This is a genomic window from Novosphingobium sp. FG90 (assembly GCF_057808725.1).
Genome location: NZ_JBMDIO010000031.1, coordinates 1 through 16407 on the forward strand (window position 1 = coordinate 1; position 16407 = coordinate 16407).

General features: G+C 65.9%; 15 protein-coding genes and 1 other annotated feature. Of the genes, 6 read left to right on the top strand and 9 right to left on the bottom strand.

Features of this window, described 5'->3' with window-relative positions; all coding sequences use genetic code 11:
• Together ACODRZ_RS20730 and ACODRZ_RS20735 are read right to left on the bottom strand one after the other, a co-directional pair.
• A partial coding sequence (locus ACODRZ_RS20730; RefSeq protein ID WP_488986233.1) for an amidohydrolase occupies positions 1-1285 on the bottom strand: 1285 nt, incomplete at its 3' end.
• On the bottom strand, positions 1282-2217 hold the full coding sequence (locus ACODRZ_RS20735) for an NAD(P)-dependent oxidoreductase (protein WP_488972489.1): 936 nt from the start codon (positions 2215-2217) through the stop codon (positions 1282-1284). The genes ACODRZ_RS20730 and ACODRZ_RS20735, both read right to left, overlap by 4 nt.
• A 181-nt stretch (positions 2218-2398) precedes the next feature.
• Here ACODRZ_RS20735 and ACODRZ_RS20740 point away from each other — a divergent pair, with 181 nt between their 5' ends.
• From ACODRZ_RS20740 to ACODRZ_RS20750, 3 genes are all read left to right on the top strand, one after another.
• Positions 2399-3655 (top strand): threonine ammonia-lyase, encoded by a 1257-nt coding sequence (locus tag ACODRZ_RS20740; protein WP_488972490.1) that lies wholly within the window; start codon positions 2399-2401, stop codon positions 3653-3655.
• A gap of 238 nt (positions 3656-3893) precedes the next feature.
• Complete coding sequence (locus ACODRZ_RS20745; protein WP_488972491.1) at positions 3894-4727, top strand: arginyltransferase; 834 nt, start codon at positions 3894-3896, stop codon at positions 4725-4727.
• A gap of 621 nt (positions 4728-5348) precedes the next feature.
• Positions 5349-5404, top strand: a sequence feature (sul1 is cis-regulatory element that is thought to sense ions involved in sulfur or methionine metabolism; They are found in Alphaproteobacteria).
• A 74-nt stretch (positions 5405-5478) separates the two neighbouring features.
• The gene (locus tag ACODRZ_RS20750) at positions 5479-6969 is read left to right on the top strand and encodes a SulP family inorganic anion transporter (RefSeq protein WP_488972492.1); all 1491 of its coding nucleotides are present in this window, start codon (positions 5479-5481) and stop codon (positions 6967-6969) included.
• A gap of 114 nt (positions 6970-7083) precedes the next feature.
• Here the strand turns inward: ACODRZ_RS20750 and ACODRZ_RS20755 are convergent, their stop codons facing one another.
• The 7 genes from ACODRZ_RS20755 to ACODRZ_RS20785 all read right to left on the bottom strand — a co-directional run bounded on the left by ACODRZ_RS20755 (position 7084) and on the right by ACODRZ_RS20785 (position 13430).
• The gene (locus tag ACODRZ_RS20755) at positions 7084-7467 is read right to left on the bottom strand and encodes a DUF1801 domain-containing protein (RefSeq protein ID WP_488972493.1); all 384 of its coding nucleotides are present in this window, start codon (positions 7465-7467) and stop codon (positions 7084-7086) included.
• The gene (locus tag ACODRZ_RS20760; RefSeq protein WP_488972494.1) at positions 7464-8093 is read right to left on the bottom strand and encodes a lysozyme; all 630 of its coding nucleotides are present in this window, start codon (positions 8091-8093) and stop codon (positions 7464-7466) included. Before ACODRZ_RS20760 ends, ACODRZ_RS20755 begins: the two co-directional genes overlap by 4 nt.
• A 395-nt stretch (positions 8094-8488) precedes the next feature.
• Positions 8489-9898, bottom strand: coding sequence for a type I glutamate--ammonia ligase (gene glnA / locus ACODRZ_RS20765; RefSeq protein WP_488972495.1), 1410 nt, complete (start codon positions 9896-9898; stop codon positions 8489-8491).
• A gap of 104 nt (positions 9899-10002) precedes the next feature.
• Positions 10003-10341, bottom strand: coding sequence for a P-II family nitrogen regulator (locus ACODRZ_RS20770; protein WP_008832116.1), 339 nt, complete (start codon positions 10339-10341; stop codon positions 10003-10005).
• 372 nt (positions 10342-10713) lie between these two features.
• Positions 10714-11637 (bottom strand): N-acetyl-gamma-glutamyl-phosphate reductase, encoded by a 924-nt coding sequence (argC, locus tag ACODRZ_RS20775; protein WP_488972496.1) that lies wholly within the window; start codon positions 11635-11637, stop codon positions 10714-10716.
• Complete coding sequence (locus ACODRZ_RS20780; protein WP_488972497.1) at positions 11634-11939, bottom strand: SH3 domain-containing protein; 306 nt, start codon at positions 11937-11939, stop codon at positions 11634-11636. Before ACODRZ_RS20780 ends, argC begins: the two co-directional genes overlap by 4 nt.
• 108 nt (positions 11940-12047) lie before the next feature.
• On the bottom strand, positions 12048-13430 hold the full coding sequence (locus tag ACODRZ_RS20785) for a leucyl aminopeptidase family protein (RefSeq protein WP_488972498.1): 1383 nt from the start codon (positions 13428-13430) through the stop codon (positions 12048-12050).
• Between the two features lie 49 nt (positions 13431-13479).
• Here ACODRZ_RS20785 and ACODRZ_RS20790 point away from each other — a divergent pair, with 49 nt between their 5' ends.
• From ACODRZ_RS20790 to ACODRZ_RS20800, 3 genes are all read left to right on the top strand, one after another.
• Positions 13480-14307, top strand: coding sequence for a DUF4163 domain-containing protein (locus ACODRZ_RS20790; protein ID WP_488972499.1), 828 nt, complete (start codon positions 13480-13482; stop codon positions 14305-14307).
• A gap of 37 nt (positions 14308-14344) precedes the next feature.
• A complete protein-coding gene (gene map / locus ACODRZ_RS20795) occupies positions 14345-15175 on the top strand; it encodes a type I methionyl aminopeptidase (protein ID WP_488972500.1) in 831 nt (276 codons plus the stop codon).
• Between the two features lie 115 nt (positions 15176-15290).
• Positions 15291-16328 carry a DUF7064 domain-containing protein gene (locus ACODRZ_RS20800; RefSeq protein WP_488972501.1) on the top strand — a complete coding sequence of 346 codons (1038 nt, stop codon included), beginning with the start codon at positions 15291-15293 and terminating at the stop codon, positions 16326-16328.
• The last annotated feature ends 79 nt before the right edge of the window (positions 16329-16407 follow it).

Consider the following 16407-nt stretch of genomic DNA (forward strand, 5'->3'; position numbering starts at 1 on the left):
GCCGCTGCGGGCCGAGGCGCGCCTCGGCCATGACGCGGTCGGAGGCTTCGTGCTGCGGCTGCATGCTGGCGATCACGCCATTGCGGCCGAAGCGGGGGATGTCGGCGGGATCGACGATCTGCGCATGTTCGATGCGCCAGCGGCGATCGCCCTTGTAGGTCTGCGACAGTTCCTCGATCGAATCGAGCACCGTGGCATTGGCCTCGTCGCCGATGGCGTGGACCGCGACCTGGAAGCCGTCCATCGCCGCGCGGCTCATCAGGTTGCCGAGCTGGGTCTGGCTCATCTGCGGCAGGCCCTTGGTGCTCGCATCGTCGGCGTAAGGTGCCTTGAGCCACGCCCCGCGCGAGCCCAGCGCGCCGTCTAGGTAGAGCTTCACGCCGTTCATCTTGAGCCGGTCGTCGTCGATCCACGGCGTCGGGCCGGGGCCGCCGATCAGCGTCATCGCCTCGATCCCGCCCGCATAGGCGACCACGCGCATGCGCAGCTGGTGCTTGTCGGAGGCGCGGCGGAAGGTCTGCCAGTCCTCGATCGAGGTGCCCATGTCGGCGACGGTGGTGACGCCCGCCGCCAGGAACTGCAGCTGCGCCTCGCCGAACGCGGTATCGGCATCCTCGGGGCGCGGCCTGGGGCGCTTCTTCTCGACGAGGGCGGTGGCGGCATCGATCAGCACGCCCGCCGGAGCCTTCGACCCCGCGACACGCAGCACTTCGCCGCCTGCCGGGTCTGCCGTTGTGGCGGTAACGCCTGCTGCCGCAAGCGCGGCGGAGTTGGCCCAGCCCGCGTGGCCGTCGATGCGGGTGAGCCACGCGGGCTTGCCGCCGGTCACCGTGTCGAGTTCGGCGGCGGTGGGCATGCGGTCCAGCCCCCAGCTCGCCTGATTCCAGCCGCCGCCGAGAATCCACGGCGCCTCGGGATGCGCGGCGGTCCACGCGGCGATGCGCGAGAGCGCTTCGTCGAGCGACTTCGTCATCGACAGGTCGAGCGTCATCTTTGCGAATCCGGTCGCCATGACGTGACCATGCGCGTCGATCATGCCGGGCACGAGGATGCGGCCCTTGCCGTCGACCTTGTATTCCACCTTCTTGGGGCGCTTGTCGCCCTTGTGGAAGACTTGGGCGACTTTCCCTTCCGGGTCGATTAGGAAGCCCTCGAAGCGCTCCACGCCGCCCTTGCCGTCAGGGGTGACGCCCTCGACGTTGTCCACGAGCACGTCGGCCAGCGCCGGAGATGCCAGCGCCGTACCCGAAAGCAGCGTGGCCGCTGCCGCAATCCATGAATTCACGATTTACCCTTCTGGGGGAGCCGCTTGATGATGGCGCTCGTGTCGAGTCGCCCGCCGCCCTGCGCCTGTATGTCGGAGAAGAACTGGTCGACCAGCGCCGCCACCGGCAGCGAGACGCCGAGCCCGCGGCCTTCCTCCAGGCTGAGGCCGAGGTCCTTGCGCATCCAGTCGATCGCGAGGCCGAAGTCGAACTCGCCCGCGTCCATGGTCTTCCAGCGGTTGTCCATCTGCCACGACTGCGCGGCGCCGCCCGAAATCGCCTCGTAGACCTTGTCCATGTCGAGGTGCGATGCCTGCGCGAACCGCACCGCCTCCGCCAAGGCGGCGACATTGCCGGCGATGCAGATCTGGTTGGCCATCTTGGCGATCTGCCCCGAGCCCGCCTTGCCGACGTGGACGATGCGGCTGGAGTAGCTCTCCATGATGGGGCGCGCGGCTTCGAGCGCATCGTCGCGGCCGCCGCACATCAGGGTGAGGGTGCCGTTCTCCGCGCCGATCTGCGATCCGGTCATCGGCGCATCGACGCAGTGGATCTTGAGGTCGCGCGCCTCCACCGAGATCTGCCGCGCGATGCGCGCCGAGACGGTGGTATGGTCGATGAAGGTGCCGCCGCGCTTCAACATGCGGAACACGCCGTTGGGGCCGAGCACGACGTCGGAAAGGTCGTCGTCGTTGCCGACGCAGGTGATGACCACGTCAGCGTCCTGCGCCGCGTGGGCCGGGTTGGCGGCGATGCGGTGGGCGAGGCCGGGGTTGGCGTCGCGCCACTTGCGTGCGCGCTCGGGCGTGCGGTTGTAGATCGTCAGCTCGTGTCCGGCCTGCGCGATATGCCGCGCGATCGCGCCGCCCATGGTGCCCAGCCCGATCATCGAGACCTTGCGCGGGGGTACGGCCGGGACGGCAGGGGCTTCGGGGACGGTCTCTTCGGTCATAGCCCGTTCTTAGCGCCTTTTGGCCAAAAGCAAACCGCCATGGGCGACCCTTCGACAGGCTCGGCATGAGCGAATTTAGTGAAAACCTCCCGAATCCGTTCAGCCGGAGCCCGTCGAAGCTCCCGCGCCCGGGCACGACGTCCTTTCCATCCTTCGCCGTTTCCGGTAGGCGCGCGGGTCTATGGACCAGACTCTGCTCAACATCGCTCCCGCGGACGTCACCGACGCCCCGCTGACCGCATCCGACGTGCGCGCGGCGGCGGAGCGAATTTCGGGCATGGTCGTGCGCACGCCGACGCTATTCAGCTCAACCCTGAGCGCGATCACCGGCGCCGAGATCTGGCTCAAGTTCGAGAACCTGCAATTCACCGCCGCCTACAAGGAACGCGGCGCGCTCAATGCCTTGATGCTGCTGACCGAGGAGCAGAAGGCGCGCGGCGTCATCGCCGCCTCGGCCGGCAACCATGCGCAGGGCCTCAGCTATCACGGCACGCGGCTCGGCGTGCCCGTCACCATCGTCATGCCCAAGACCACGCCGACGGTAAAGGTCATGCAGACGGAGAGCGTGGGCGGCAAGGTCGTGCTGGAGGGCGAGAGCTTCGACGAGGCCTATGCCCACGCACGCAAGCTGGAAGGCGAACTCGGCCTCACCTTCGTCCACCCCTTCGACGATCCGAATGTCGCGGCCGGACAGGGCACGGTGGCGCTGGAGATGCTGGAGGACGTGCCCGACCTCGACACGCTGGTGCTGCCGGTCGGCGGCGGTGGGCTGTCCTCGGGGATGGGCACCGTCGCCCGCGATATCAATCCGGCGATCCGCCTGATCGGCGTCGAGGCGCAGCTCTATCCCTCGATGTACAACCTGCTCAAGGGCACCAACCTGCCGATCGGCGGCGATACCCTGGCGGAAGGCATCGCGGTGATCGCACCGGGGCTGATGACCTCGAAGGTGCTGCGCCCGCTGCTCGACGAGTTCCTGCTGGTCAGCGAATCGCAGATCGAAAGCGCCCTGGCGCTGCTGCTGCAGATCGAGAAGACGCTGGTGGAGGGGGCGGGCGCCTCGGGCCTTGCCGCCGTGATCAACAACCGTGAGCTGTTCGTCGGTCGCAAGGTCGGCCTCGTGCTGTCGGGCGGCAACATCGACACGCGCCTGCTGGCGAACGTGCTGCTGCGCGACCTCGCCCGCTCGGGCCGTCTTGCCCGCCTGCGCATCGGCCTGCAGGACCGCGCCGGAGCGCTGTTCAAGGTCGCCAAGATTTTCCACGAACACAACGTCAACATCATCGAGGTCTTCCACCAGCGCATCTTCACGCACCTTCCGGCGAAGGGGCTCGTCACCGAGATCGAGTGCGAGGCACGCGACAAGGAACAGCTGCAGGCGCTGGTCGCCGGGCTGCGCCGCGAAGGCTATGAAGTGAAGCTCGTCGAAACCGAATGAGTCGAAAGGGATTGGCTTCGGGCGATATGGAGGTATATCCTTCGAGGTAACGATTACATCGGTCCATCGCCCCGAATTGGTACGGCGGCGGGTCGATACCGCCAGTCCGGGGCGATTTCACCGCAAACCGGTCGGTTTTTGTGGTTAAAAGACTCGCAAGACGCTGCAGCGCTATGCATATTTGGGACAGCAGACGGACATAAAGGCCGGCCGCAACGCTAGAGGAAGATCCAGTTAGGTGACGGCTCCCGTTCGATTCCCGCGCTTTTTCGTGACGAGCCCGGCGCCGTGCCCGTACCTGCCGGGCCGTAGCGAGCGGAAGGTCTTCACCGAACTCAAGGGTCCTCACGCCGATTCGCTGAACGATGCGCTGGGCCGTATCGGTTTCCGCCGCAGCCAGACCGTTGCCTATCGCCCCTCCTGCATCGACTGCAACGCCTGCGTCTCGGTGCGCGTCGTCGCCTCCGAATTCCGTGCCTCGCGCACGCAGAAGCGCACGCTGGAGGCGCATTCGGACCTCGTCGCCACCGTCTGCCGCCCCTGGTCCACCAGCGAGCAGTTCGAACTGCTGCAGCGCTATCTCTCGGTCCGCCACCCCGAGGGCGGGATGACCACGATGGACGAGGTCGACTTCGCCGACATGGTGGAGCACACGCCGGTCACCAGCTACGTCATCGAATATCGCGAGCCTTCCGCCGACGGCGTCGTGCCCGGCCGTCTCGTTGGTGCCTGCCTTACCGACCGCCAGTGCGACGGACTCTCGATGATCTACTCGTTCTACGATCCGCAGAGCGAGCGGCAGGGACTAGGCAACTACATCATCCTCGACCACGTTCGCCGCTCGCAGGAAATGGGCCTGGGCTACGTCTACCTCGGCTACTGGGTCGAGGGTTCGGCGCGCATGCAGTACAAGGTGCGCTACCGCCCCATGGAAAAGCTGGGCCGCGCCGGGTGGGAACGCATCGACACCGCCGAACACGACCGCCTGATCGCCGCCGCCGTCTCCAATCCGCACCGCGGCGACGGCGCGACCGGTCCCAAGGACGGAATGCCTGCCGTCACCAAGGGGTAACGGCCAAGGGGGCCTGAGACAAAAGGCTGCGCCGCGCCTTTGGGCATTCCGGCAAGTGCTGGCTGCGCGGGGGTGGCATGTCCGGTAAGGGTGGTTTGCGGACATAAGCCCACAGGATTGGCATGCCGCAAGTGCTTCGCTGCTATCGTATGATTCCCCGGTCACGCATCCACTTCGAGACAGAACTAACGCCCGCCACGATGCCGAGTATTCCCATCGTCGCCGTGAATTTGATGAATAAGGAATTTTCGCTCATGTGATCAATCAGCAAAGGCCCGGCAATCAACAAACCGATGCATACGCTTAAGGACAATATCCCTATAAGAGCTCTCGCTCTGACTGAAATCTGCACGTTCCAAAACCAACGCAATAAGCGCATTCTCAAGTCCCCTGACGTGCACTTTGTCAGCATTAGGCGGTTCGGGCCAACCTGTCGATGTCCGCCACGGGGCGCAAGCTGTCGTAGCACTGCCGAAGCTGACCCCGCTCGGACTGAGCTTGTCCAGGCCCTATGCGCGATGCCACCAGCCAACTTTGATGCCTCCGCAGCAATCGGCCTGCCTCCCGACCGGCAACCGACTTGCAAACCGGCGGGCGGCTGCGCTAACGGGGCGGCAATCGCAAGGACCCGGTGAGATTCCGGGTGGCTATTCCGGCCGCCGATCCGCCGGACAACATCACACATGTTCTGAAACCTTCGGCGCCATTGAGTGCCCATCGTTCTGTAACCGTGCCTTGTTGTGGAATTTCCATGTCAGACACACTTACCCGTTACCGCCGGGAGTGGTTCGGTGATGCCGCCTTCGTGCACCGCGACGTGCTCGCCGGCATCGTCGTCGCCCTCGCGCTGATCCCCGAGGCGATCGGCTTTTCCATCATCGCCGGAGTGGACCCGCGCGTCGGCCTCTATGCCTCGGTGGCCATCGCGATGGTCATCGCGCTTGTCGGCGGGCGCTCGGCGATGATCTCGGCGGCGACGGCCTCCGTGGCCGTGCTGGTCGGGCCGCTGGTGCGCGATCACGGGGTCGAATACCTCTTCGCCGCGACCATCCTGATGGGCGTGTTCCAGGCCATCGCGGGCCTGCTGCGGCTCGACCTCGTCATGCAGTTCGTGTCGCGCTCGGTCATTACCGGGTTCGTCAATGCACTGGCCGTGCTGATCTTCATGGCGCAGTTGCCGCAACTGACCAACGTGGGCTGGCAGGCTTACGCCATGGTTGCGGGCGGGCTCGCGATCATCTATCTGTTCCCGCGCGTGACGAAGGCCGTGCCTTCGCCGCTGGTGGCGATACTGGTGCTGACGGCGATCTCCATCGGCATGGGCCTGCCGGTCAACACCGTGGCCGACATGGGCAAGCTGCCCGAGGGCCTGCCCAGCTTCGCGCTTCCGCAAGTGCCGCTGACCTTCGAGACACTGCGGATCATCGCCCCCTATTCGCTGACGATGGCGGCGGTGGGCCTGCTCGAATCGCTGCTCACCGCACAGATCGTCGACGACATGACCCAGACCGACAGCGACAAGCGCGCGGAGTGCATCGGCCAGGGCGGTGCCAACGTGGTGGCGGCCGTCTTCGGCGGCATGGGCGGCTGCGCGATGATCGGGCAGTCGGTGATCAACGTGACCTCGGGCGGACGCGGCAGGCTCTCCACCTTCGTTGCGGGCGCCTTCCTGCTGTTCCTGCTGGCGGTGCTGGGGCCGTGGGTCGGCCGGGTGCCGATGCCCGCGCTGGTCGCGGTCATGATCATGGTCTCGATCGGGACGTTCAGCTGGGCCTCGATCGCAAATCTCAGGCGCCATCCGCCCACGTCATCGGTGGTGATGCTGGTGACGGTCGGCGTCGTCGTGGCGACGCGCGATCTCTCGCTCGGCGTGCTGGCGGGGGTGCTGCTTTCGGGTGTGTTCTTCGCAGGCAAGGTCCAGCGCATGTTCGCGGTGGAGCGCGGCGAAGTGAACGGCATCGCCATCTACCGGGTCTCGGGCCAGATATTCTTCGCTTCGGTTGACCGCTTTATCCGCGCCTTCCAGGCCGAGGCGGGCGCCGGGCACGTCGTGATCGATGTTTCGGCAGCGCATTTCTGGGACATCTCGGGCGTCGGCGCGCTGGACAAGATCGTTGAGCGGCTCCAGCGCGACGGACGCAGCGTTGAAGTGATCGGCTACAACCGGGCGAGCGCGGACATCGTCGACCGCTTCGCCCTTCACGACAGGACCGGCGTGGAGACGGGTGCGGTGCCGGGCTGACCCTTACCGATTGTGCCGAGGGGGCTTCGAAAAGCTCACCCTGAGCGGGTTTGAGAGGTTTACTCTACCTCCGCTCACCCTGAGCTTGTCGAATCCCCCTCGCGTGCAGCACTGTCACCGCTTCTTGGCCCCGTTCAGTGCCGCCGCCTCGCGCAGCAGCGCCGACAACGCCGCCTCGTCGATCGCATCGCCCTCGTGAATGTCGATGGCGCGGCGCACGTTGCCGTCGAGGCTGGCGTTGAACAGTCCTGTCGGATCGGGCACCGATGCCCCCTTGGCGAACGTCAGCTTGACCACTGCCTTGTAGGTCTCCCCGGTGCAGACGATGCCGCCGCCCGCGTACCATGTGGGCACGCCGCGCCACTTCCATTCCTCCACCGCTTCGGGCAGCGCGGCGAGGACCACCGCGCGCACCCTCGCCAGCACCTCCCCCCGCCAGTCGCCAAGTTCGGCAATGCGTGCGTCGATCAATTGCGCGGGGGTCTTCGTTTCGGTCATGCTGTCCCGTAGAGTTTGGCCTCGTCCGCGCGGCGGTTCTTGAGCCCCGCCATCGGCTTGCCGTCGTTGTAGACCCACTTGCCGAACTGGGCCTGCGCCCCGGCGAAGTCACCCGCCTTGTGCAGCTTGCCCAGCGTCGAACTCGAAATCTTGCCCGTGTTGTAGTGGAACGAGACGAGCGCGTCGAACTGGTTCTGCGACGTCGCGGCAGAGCCGAGAAAGGCGGCCACTTCCTTGACGTAATCGACCATGTCGACGTCGAAGCGTGCATCGCACTGCGCCTGAGTCCACACGACGCCCTTCTTCACGTCCGAGCCGGTGGAGCCCCAGCCGATCGTCCAGGGCTTGCCGTCGATGCTGCCGGGGTCGGGGTAGGCGGCGAAAGTGCCGTCGGCGAGGCGCCTGGCGCAGCCCTCCCACTTCTTGATGAGCTTGGCCCCGGCGGCGCCCAGCACGCGGCCGGTCGCCGCAGCGGGGGGATTCGCGGCGACCGGCTCGGGGGCGAGGCTGGCGGTCAACCCGCCGGTGGAAAGGTCGATGGCCTTGTCCAGCGCATCGACTTCGGCCTGTGTGAACGGACGGCCCAGCATCTTGCGGACGGCATCAAAGATCGGCTTGCGATTCATGTACGTGCCCTTTCGCTACAGACGGCGCACGCAGTATCGCGTGCAGAACAACTACATTTTGTGCGCCCGAATAGGTGTGAATACGGCGATTACGCCGCCAGATACGGTCCCGTCTCTTGCGGGATGCGCATGAGGTACATCCACGCCGGTATTGTAGGAAAGTGGATTCTTGAGGGAGGGTAGCGTTATCCGGATTTGTAATGACAGGTGCTAAGCATTCATTGGTCGTCATTGCGAGCGAAGCGAATCAGTCCAAGGGGGCGTAACACTGCCCCGGATTGCTTCGCTTCGCTCGCAATGACGAAAGAGGGCGTTGTCCCGGAACGCGAAAGGGGCGCCCGGATTGCTCCGGACGCCCCCTCTCGGCGAACGTGTCGCCAGCGCTGATCGAAGGATCAGGCGCTGTAGTACATGTCGAACTCGACGGCCGACGGCGTGGTTTCCCAGCGCAGCACTTCGGGCCACTTGAGTTCGAGGTAGGCTTCGATCTGGTCCTCGGTGAACACGCCGCCTTCGAGAAGGAAGGCGTGGTCGGCCGCGAGGGCGTCCAGAGCTTCACGCAGCGAACCGCAGACGGTCGGCACTTCGGCGAGTTCGGCCGGCGGCAGATCGTACAGGTTCTTGTCCATGGCTTCGCCCGGGTGGATCTTGTTCTTGATGCCGTCGAGGCCGGCCATCAGGAGCGAAGCGTAGCACAGGTAGGGGTTGGCCATCGCGTCGGGGAAGCGGAATTCCACGCGCTTCGCCTTGGTGCCGGCACCGTAGGGGATGCGGCACGAGGCCGAACGGTTGCGCGCCGAGTAGGCGAGCAGAACCGGTGCTTCGTAACCCGGGACCAGGCGCTTGTAGCTGTTGGTGGTCGGGTTGGTGAAGGCGTTGAGGGCCTTGGCGTGCTTGATGACGCCGCCGATGAAGTACAGGCAGGTCTCCGACAGACCGGCGTAGCCGTTGCCGGCGAAGGTGTTCTCACCCTCGTTCCAGATCGAGATATGCGTGTGCATACCCGAACCGTTGTCCTTCATGATCGGCTTGGGCATGAACGTGGCGGTCTTGCCGTAAGCCTGTGCGACCATGTGCACGACGTACTTGTAGATCTGCATGCGGTCGGCAGTGGTGACCAGCTTGCCGAAGGTCAGGCCCAGTTCGTGCTGAGCGGACGCGACTTCGTGATGGTGCTTGTCGCAGGGCAGACCCATCTCGATCATGGTCGAGACCATCTCGGCGCGGATGTCGACAGCCGAGTCGACCGGAGCGACCGGGAAGTAACCACCCTTGGCACGCGGACGGTGAGCGAGGTTGCCCACGTCGTAGTCCTTGTTGGTGTTGGTCGGCAGTTCGATGTCGTCGATCTTGAAACCGTTGCCGTCGTAGCCGTCGTAGAACTTCACGTCGTCGAACATGAAGAACTCGGCCTCGGGGCCGACGAACACGGTGTCGCCGAAACCGGCCGACTTGACGAACGATTCCGCACGCTTCGCGGTCGAGCGCGGGTCGCGGGCGTAGAGTTCACCGGTCGAGGGCTCGACGATGTCGCAGAACAGGATCAGCATCGGGGTGGCCGAGAACGGATCGGTGTAGACCGCGTCGAGGTCGGGCTTGAGGATCATGTCCGACTCGTTGATGGCCTTCCAGCCTTCGATCGACGAACCGTCGAACATCAGGCCGTCTTCCAGCTCGTCCTCGCCGAGGACGGTCGAAACCATGGTCAGGTGCTGCCACTTGCCCTTGGGGTCCGTGAAGCGAAGATCGACCCACTCGATCTCCTCGTCCTTGATCTTCTTGAGGACGTCCTTTGCACTAGCCATTTTCTTGGTTCTCCAGCGTTACTCTTCCGATCCCGAAAGAGGATAGGGTTGATTTTATAGAGGGAATGCGACGGCCCCCACCGTCGCAGCCCGTTCCTGTGTCGTTACAGCGCGTCGTCGTCGCGTTCGCCGGTGCGGATGCGCACGGCAGTCTCGACGGGGACGACGAAGATCTTGCCATCGCCGATGCGGCCGGTCTGCGCGGCGTCGGCGATGGCTTCGACCACGCGCTCCGCCAGCGCGTCGGGCACGACGACTTCGAGCTTAACCTTGGGGAGGAAATCCACGACGTATTCGGCGCCGCGGTAGAGTTCGGTGTGGCCCTTCTGGCGCCCGAAGCCCTTGGCCTCGGTGACGGTGATGCCCGAGACGCCGACTTCGTGCAGCGCTTCCTTCACTTCGTCGAGCTTGAACGGCTTGATGATGGCTTCGATTTTCTTCACGCCTGCCTGGACCCCTGCACTTGCACCCGGACTGTATCTTGAGGGAACCGGTCCGGGAACCAGAAGCCTCGCGCGCGATTCCCATCAAGAATCGTGCCAATGCGGTGGCGCTACTGATAGGCCGAGTGTGCGCCTGCGAAAAGACCGGATTTGGGCGATTTACCCGGTCAGTAAACAATCTGTCGCATATGGGGTGGCGGGTTTGGGAAATGTTGTGTTCAATATTCGGGCAATGGGTGCCTGAAAATTGTGCATGGCGCTTTACGCGGCGGGCGCCATCCCCGTGTAATCGCGAGCAAAGCGAAGCAACCCAGGGTAGCTTTACGCTGCCCTGGGTTGCTTCGCTTTGCTCGCAATGACGAATTTGGCGAGTTAGAGGCGCAGGCCCGCAGTCTCGTCGAGACCGGCCATGATGTTGAGGTTCTGCACCGCAGCCCCGCTCGCGCCCTTGCCGAGGTTGTCGAGGATCGCGACGAGGCGCGCCTGCGCGCCGTCCTTCGCACCCAGCACGCGCAGGGTGAGGGTGTCGATCGGCTCCATCGAGGCGCGCAGCAGCAGTTCGTCGGGCTGGTCGGCCTCGACCTTCACGACCTTGCTGCCGGCGTAGAACTCGCTGAGCGCGGCGCGCAGGGCGTCGGGCGAACCGGCTTGCGGCATCATCGAAAGGTGCAGCGGCACTTCGACGAGCATACCGCGATGGGCGGGGACCACGGCGGGGGCGAAGATCGGATCGTGGCCGATGCCCGTCTGCGCCTTCATCTCGGGCACATGCTTGTGGCCAAGCGCGAGGCCGTAGGCGCGGAAGGCGATGTCGGTGTCGTCCTCGAAACGGGCGATCAGGGCCTTGCCGCCGCCCGAGTAGCCCGACACGGCATGGCACACGTAGGGCCAGTCGGCGGGCAGCAGTCCGGCGCGGACCAGCGGCGCGACGAGGCCGATGAAGCCGGTGGGATAGCAGCCCGGATTGCTGACGAAGCGGGCCTGCGCGACGGTGTCGTGGCCGACGATCTCGGGGAAGCCGTAAGTCCAGCCCGCCGCGACGCGGTGGGCGGAGGAGGCGTCGATCACGCGGGTGCGATCGTTGGCGATCATGCCGACGGCGGCCTTGGCGGCATCGTCGGGCAGGCACAGGATCACGACGTCGGCGTCGTTCAGCGCCTCGGCCCGCGCGGCGTCGTCCTTGCGCTTGTCATCGCTCAGCGTGATGAGCGAGAACTCGCTACGGCCCGCCAGCCGGTCGGCGATTTCGAGGCCGGTGGTGCCCGCCGCACCGTCGATGAAGACGCTGGTGGTCATGCCGCTTCCAGATCCGAGAGAGCTACGTAGCCGACCGCGCCGTCATCGCCGAGCTGGCCCCAGGACCAGTTTCCGGCGATGTCGAGCACGTTGAAGGTTTCGCCTGCAGGCAGGTCGGAGATTACGTCGGCATCGTCGCGGCCGAAAACGCGCAGGATCGCGCCGGACTTGAGCGCGCGCGGCATCGGCACGGCGTAGTGCGGCACGAAATAGCGGCCTGCCAGCTTGATGTGGGCGAGGTCGCCGCGGACGGGCAGACAGCCGGGATCGGCGCTCGCGCTCGGTCCGGTCATGGCCAGCATGCCGTCCGTCTGGTCAGGGCGAGTATACGAATCCACAGATGCCAACGCGGGTGCGTCTCCAAAGTCAAAGATGCGCGCGCCTAGCCGAGACACGGGATTTTCGCAAGTTCAGCCATAACGCTGCCTCAGCATGTGCCATGCCGCGCGCAGGCCAAGCGCCTCGCCCCCCTTGGGACGGCCCGCCTTCGCGGTGGGGCGCCAGGCGAAGGTGTCGAAATGCGCCCAGTCCACGCCCTTGGGCACGAAGCGGTCGAGGAACAGCGCGGCCGTGCTCGCGCCTGCGAAGCCGCTGGAACCGGCATTGTTGATGTCGGCGACGTCGGACTTGAGGTACTCGCGGTAGCCTTCGTGCAGGGGGAGGCGCCAGCACGGGTCGTCGACCGCCTTGCCAGCCGCGAGCAGGGCATCCGCCGTCGCGTCCTCGCGGGTGAAGAGGGCGGGGAGGTCGGGGCCGACCGCGACGCGGGCTGCGCCGGTCAGGGTCGCGAAGTCGATGATGAGTTCGGGTTCGCTCTCTCCGGCCCGGGTGAGCGCATCGCCCAGGATGAGGCGGCCTTCGGCATCGGTGTTGCCGATCTCCACCGTGATGCCCGCGCGGCTGCGCAGGACGTCGCCAGGGCGGAAAGCATTGCCGGAAATGGCGTTCTCGACCGCCGGGACCAGCACGTGCAGGCGCACCGGCAGGTTGGCGCTCATGATCAGGCGCGCGAGGGCGAGGGCGTGCGCGGCGCCGCCCATGTCCTTCTTCATCAGCAGCATCCCGGCGCTGGGCTTCACGTCGAGGCCGCCCGAATCGAAGCACACGCCCTTGCCGACGATCGCGATGCGCGGATTCTTCGGGTCGCCCCATTCCAGTTCGATCATGCGCGGCGCGTGGCTGCGGCCCGCGGCACGGCCGACCGCGTGAACCATCGGGAAGTCGCGCTCCAGCACCTCGCCGCGCGTGACGCGGATCTCGGCGCGGAACGCCTTGTGCAGCGCTTCGGCCTCGGCCTCCAGCTGGGCAGGCCCCATGTCCTCGGCGGGGGTGTTGACGAGGTCGCGCACCAGCATGACCGCCTCTGCCTCGGCGGTGAGAGCGGCGATCTGCGCGGGTTCGCCGGTCAGGAGCAGGCGCGGGTCGTGGTCCTCGGCGTCGGCCTTGTAGCGGTCGAAGCTGTACTGGCCGAGAATCCAGCCGAAGATCGCCGCGCCCGGTTCTCCACCCGCACGGCGATAGGTTCCGGCAGGCAGTTTCTCGGCGAGTTTCGCCATGCACCAGCCGCCGAGGGTAGCGGCGTCGGCCACGCCTGCCGCCACGCTCCAGCCATCGCCTTCGGGAAGAATGACGTATTCCCCGGCACTTGCGTCGAAGCGCGCGGCCTCCAGCACGGCGCGCTGGGGAACGGTGAGCCCCTTCGTGAATTTCTCCAGTCCATCCTTGTCGATGAGGTGGATGGAGACGGCCTGCTGGCCGCGGTCGGGCTGGATCAATGCGTTCTTGTCGCTCATGGCCTGATTCTCTAGCCTCCACCCGAGCCTGAGTGCGAGAGGAAATTTGATGCGATACTCCGGTATGGTTGTTGTTCTGGCCTTCGCTGCCGCCGCGTGCAGCGGATCGAGCGACAGCGATCCGCTGCCGAGCGCTACGGCGGTCGCCAGCGAAGAGGCGCTGCCGATGGCCTCCACCGAAGCGCCCTCGGAAGCGCCCGCCGTGAAGGGACGTTCGGAAAAGGAGGAGAACGACCTTTACGAGTTCGGCTATTCCTACCCCGATGCGGCGGCGGCGCTGCCGGGGTTGCGCGCGATGCTCGACCGCAAGCTGGACGATACCAAGGGCGAACTGGTCTCCTCCGCGCGCAGCGACAAGGCGGAGATGACCAAGGACGGCTTCCCCTATCACGCGCATTCGATGCAGGTGGACTGGAAGGTCGTCACCGACCTGCCGGGCTGGCTCTCGCTGTCCTCCGAGATGTACCAGTACAGCGGCGGCGCGCACGGGATGAGCGGGTTCGAAACGCTGCTGTGGGATCGCGGCGCGGATACCGCGCGCAAGCCGTTGGACTTGTTCACCAGCCAGGATGCGCTGCGCGATGCCTTGCGCACGCCGTTCTGCGACGGGCTCGACAAGGCGCGCGCGGGCAAGCGCGGAGAGCCGGTCCAGCGCGACAGCGGGCAGATGTTCACCGAATGCATCGACCCGACCGCGCAGACCCTGATCCTGGGCTCGACCAACCGCAAGACCTTCGATCGCATCGGCGTGCTCGTCGCGCCTTATGAGGCCGGGCCTTACGCGGAAGGCAGCTATGAAGTGACGGTGCCGGTGACGGGCAAGGTGATGGCCGCGCTCAAGCCGCAGTATCGCTCGGCCTTCTCGGTGAAACCCTGATCTCGCAATTTCACCCCGGATGCGCTATCTGGGGCGGATGACCGAATACCAGATCGTAGAGCCCGGCCAGGAAGCGCTGCTGCGCGACGGCACCATCAAGCTGCATGGCCCCGACGGCTTCGAGGGCATGCGCCGCGCCGGCGCGCTCGCCGCGAAGATCCTCGACGAAATCGCGCCGATGGTGCAGCCGGGCGTTTCCACCGCCGAGATCGACGACAAGGTGCGCGAACTGACCCTCGCGGGCGGGGCGGTCCCGGCGACGCTGGGCTATCGCGGCTATGCGCATTCGTGCTGCATCTCGATCAACCATGTCGTTTGCCACGGCATTCCGTCCGAGAAGACGCTCAAGGACGGTGACATCGTCAATATCGACGTCACCCCGTTGCTCGATGGCTGGCACGGTGACACCAGCCGCATGTACCTCGTCGGCGACGTGCCGCTGAAGGCGCGCCGTCTGGTCGATGTGACTTACGAGTGCCTGATGATCGGCATCGAGCAGGCGAAGCCCGGCAACCGCGTGGGCGACATCGGCGCCGCCATCCAGGCTTATGCCGAGGCGAACCGCTACGGCGTGGTGCGCGAGTTCTGCGGCCACGGCCTCGGCCGCCTGTTCCATGATGCGCCCGAAGTGGTTCATGCCGGTCGCCCCGGCACCGGGCCTCTGCTCAAGCCGGGCATGTTCATGACCATCGAACCGATGATCAACCTCGGCAAGCCGCCGGTGAAGCTGCTCAACGACGGCTGGACGGCGGTGACCCGCGACAAGTCGCTGTCGGCGCAGTTCGAGCACTCGATCGGCATTACCGAGAACGGCTGCGAGATCTTCACCACCAGCCCCAAGGGGCTGCACAAGCCGCCTTACGCCTGACGCTTCGCCATCCCGGAGCAAGTCCGGGATGGCGAGGTATCGCCCCGGCGTGGGCCTCGCGGATGACCCGGCGCGCGCGGCATGACAATCTCCCTCGAAACGAGGAGGGAGAGCGATGGTCATCGACCTGTCTGGCGGCATTGCGCAAGATCGCGAATTCGTCGTGGCCGAGAAACCCGACGATGGCATCCGCGATGCGATCAACGTGTGGATCGAAGAGGAAAGCAGCCTCTTCGCCATGCGCGTGGGTGTCGAGGCGGTCGGCGCGCAGTGGGATCGGCACGAACTGTGGCTCGACATCGCCTTCGCCGACGGCCGCCTGTGGTCGCGGCGCGGGGATGGCGAGACGCACTCCCCTTATGACGCGAAGGGAAGGCCGACAGTGCGCGGGACCGGCCCGGTACGCTTCGAATGCGCGGAGCCGTTCCGCCGCTGGACCGCCGCCTTCGAAGGCTCGGTGGCGCGGACCAGTGCGCAGGAGATCCTCGAAAACCCGGATTTCGCCGAAACCGCATGGAGCGAGGTCGCCTTCACCGTAGACATGGAGATGGCCGCGATCCCGTGGGAGCCGGGCACGATCCTGCCCGAAGCGGCCGAGGCGCTCGGCGGCAAGCAGGGCGACTACATGAGCCCGCGTTACGAACAGCTGTTCCGCTGTACCGGCACGCTTTCCATCGACGGCGAGGAGCGCGCGTTTCGCGGCAATGGCCTGCGCATCCGCCGAACGGGTTTCCGCGCCTTCGCGGGCTTCTGGGGACATTGCTGGCAGTCCGCCGTGTTCCCGGACGGCCGCGCCTTCGGCTTCAACTCCTACCCCCCGCGGGAAGGCGAGCCGCCGAGCTATTCGGAAGGCTGGATCATCGAGAACGGGGTGCGGACCGGAGCGCGGCCGGTGGTGATCCCCTGGCTGCGGCGACTCGTGACCGGCGGCGAGGACGTGTCCTGCGTGCTGGAGACGGTGGACGGGCGCCGGGTGGAGATCGGAGGGCAGACCTTCGCGAACACCCGCTCTCGCGGCGGGCATGTGCTGCCGCCGGACTGGCCAAAAGACTGGCCGATCGTCCAGCAGGCGCACGCGGTATACACGTGGGATGGTGAGAGCACGACGGGCATGATCGAACGGTCGAGCAAGCCCAGCGTGATGGAGTTGTAGATCGCGATCGCGGTCGATCGAAAACACGTTTCGTCATTCCCGCGAAGGCGGGAACCCATCTCCTGAGGTGGCAGGTTGC

What these genes read in the sequence shown, in the direction of transcription:
- ACODRZ_RS20735 (WP_488972489.1), bottom strand. Translation starts at nt 2,217, where the DNA reads ATGACCGAAGAGACCGTCCCCGAAGCCCCTGCCGTCCCGGCCGTACCC.
- ACODRZ_RS20740 (WP_488972490.1), top strand. Translation starts at nt 2,399, where the DNA reads ATGGACCAGACTCTGCTCAACATCGCTCCCGCGGACGTCACCGACGCC.
- ACODRZ_RS20750 (WP_488972492.1), top strand. Translation starts at nt 5,479, where the DNA reads ATGTCAGACACACTTACCCGTTACCGCCGGGAGTGGTTCGGTGATGCC.
- ACODRZ_RS20755 (WP_488972493.1), bottom strand. Translation starts at nt 7,467, where the DNA reads ATGACCGAAACGAAGACCCCCGCGCAATTGATCGACGCACGCATTGCC.
- ACODRZ_RS20760 (WP_488972494.1), bottom strand. Translation starts at nt 8,093, where the DNA reads ATGAATCGCAAGCCGATCTTTGATGCCGTCCGCAAGATGCTGGGCCGT.
- glnA (WP_488972495.1), bottom strand. Translation starts at nt 9,898, where the DNA reads ATGGCTAGTGCAAAGGACGTCCTCAAGAAGATCAAGGACGAGGAGATC.
- argC (WP_488972496.1), bottom strand. Translation starts at nt 11,637, where the DNA reads ATGACCACCAGCGTCTTCATCGACGGTGCGGCGGGCACCACCGGCCTC.
- ACODRZ_RS20780 (WP_488972497.1), bottom strand. Translation starts at nt 11,939, where the DNA reads ATGCTGGCCATGACCGGACCGAGCGCGAGCGCCGATCCCGGCTGTCTG.
- ACODRZ_RS20785 (WP_488972498.1), bottom strand. Translation starts at nt 13,430, where the DNA reads ATGAGCGACAAGAACGCATTGATCCAGCCCGACCGCGGCCAGCAGGCC.
- ACODRZ_RS20790 (WP_488972499.1), top strand. Translation starts at nt 13,480, where the DNA reads ATGCGATACTCCGGTATGGTTGTTGTTCTGGCCTTCGCTGCCGCCGCG.
- map (WP_488972500.1), top strand. Translation starts at nt 14,345, where the DNA reads ATGACCGAATACCAGATCGTAGAGCCCGGCCAGGAAGCGCTGCTGCGC.
- ACODRZ_RS20800 (WP_488972501.1), top strand. Translation starts at nt 15,291, where the DNA reads ATGGTCATCGACCTGTCTGGCGGCATTGCGCAAGATCGCGAATTCGTC.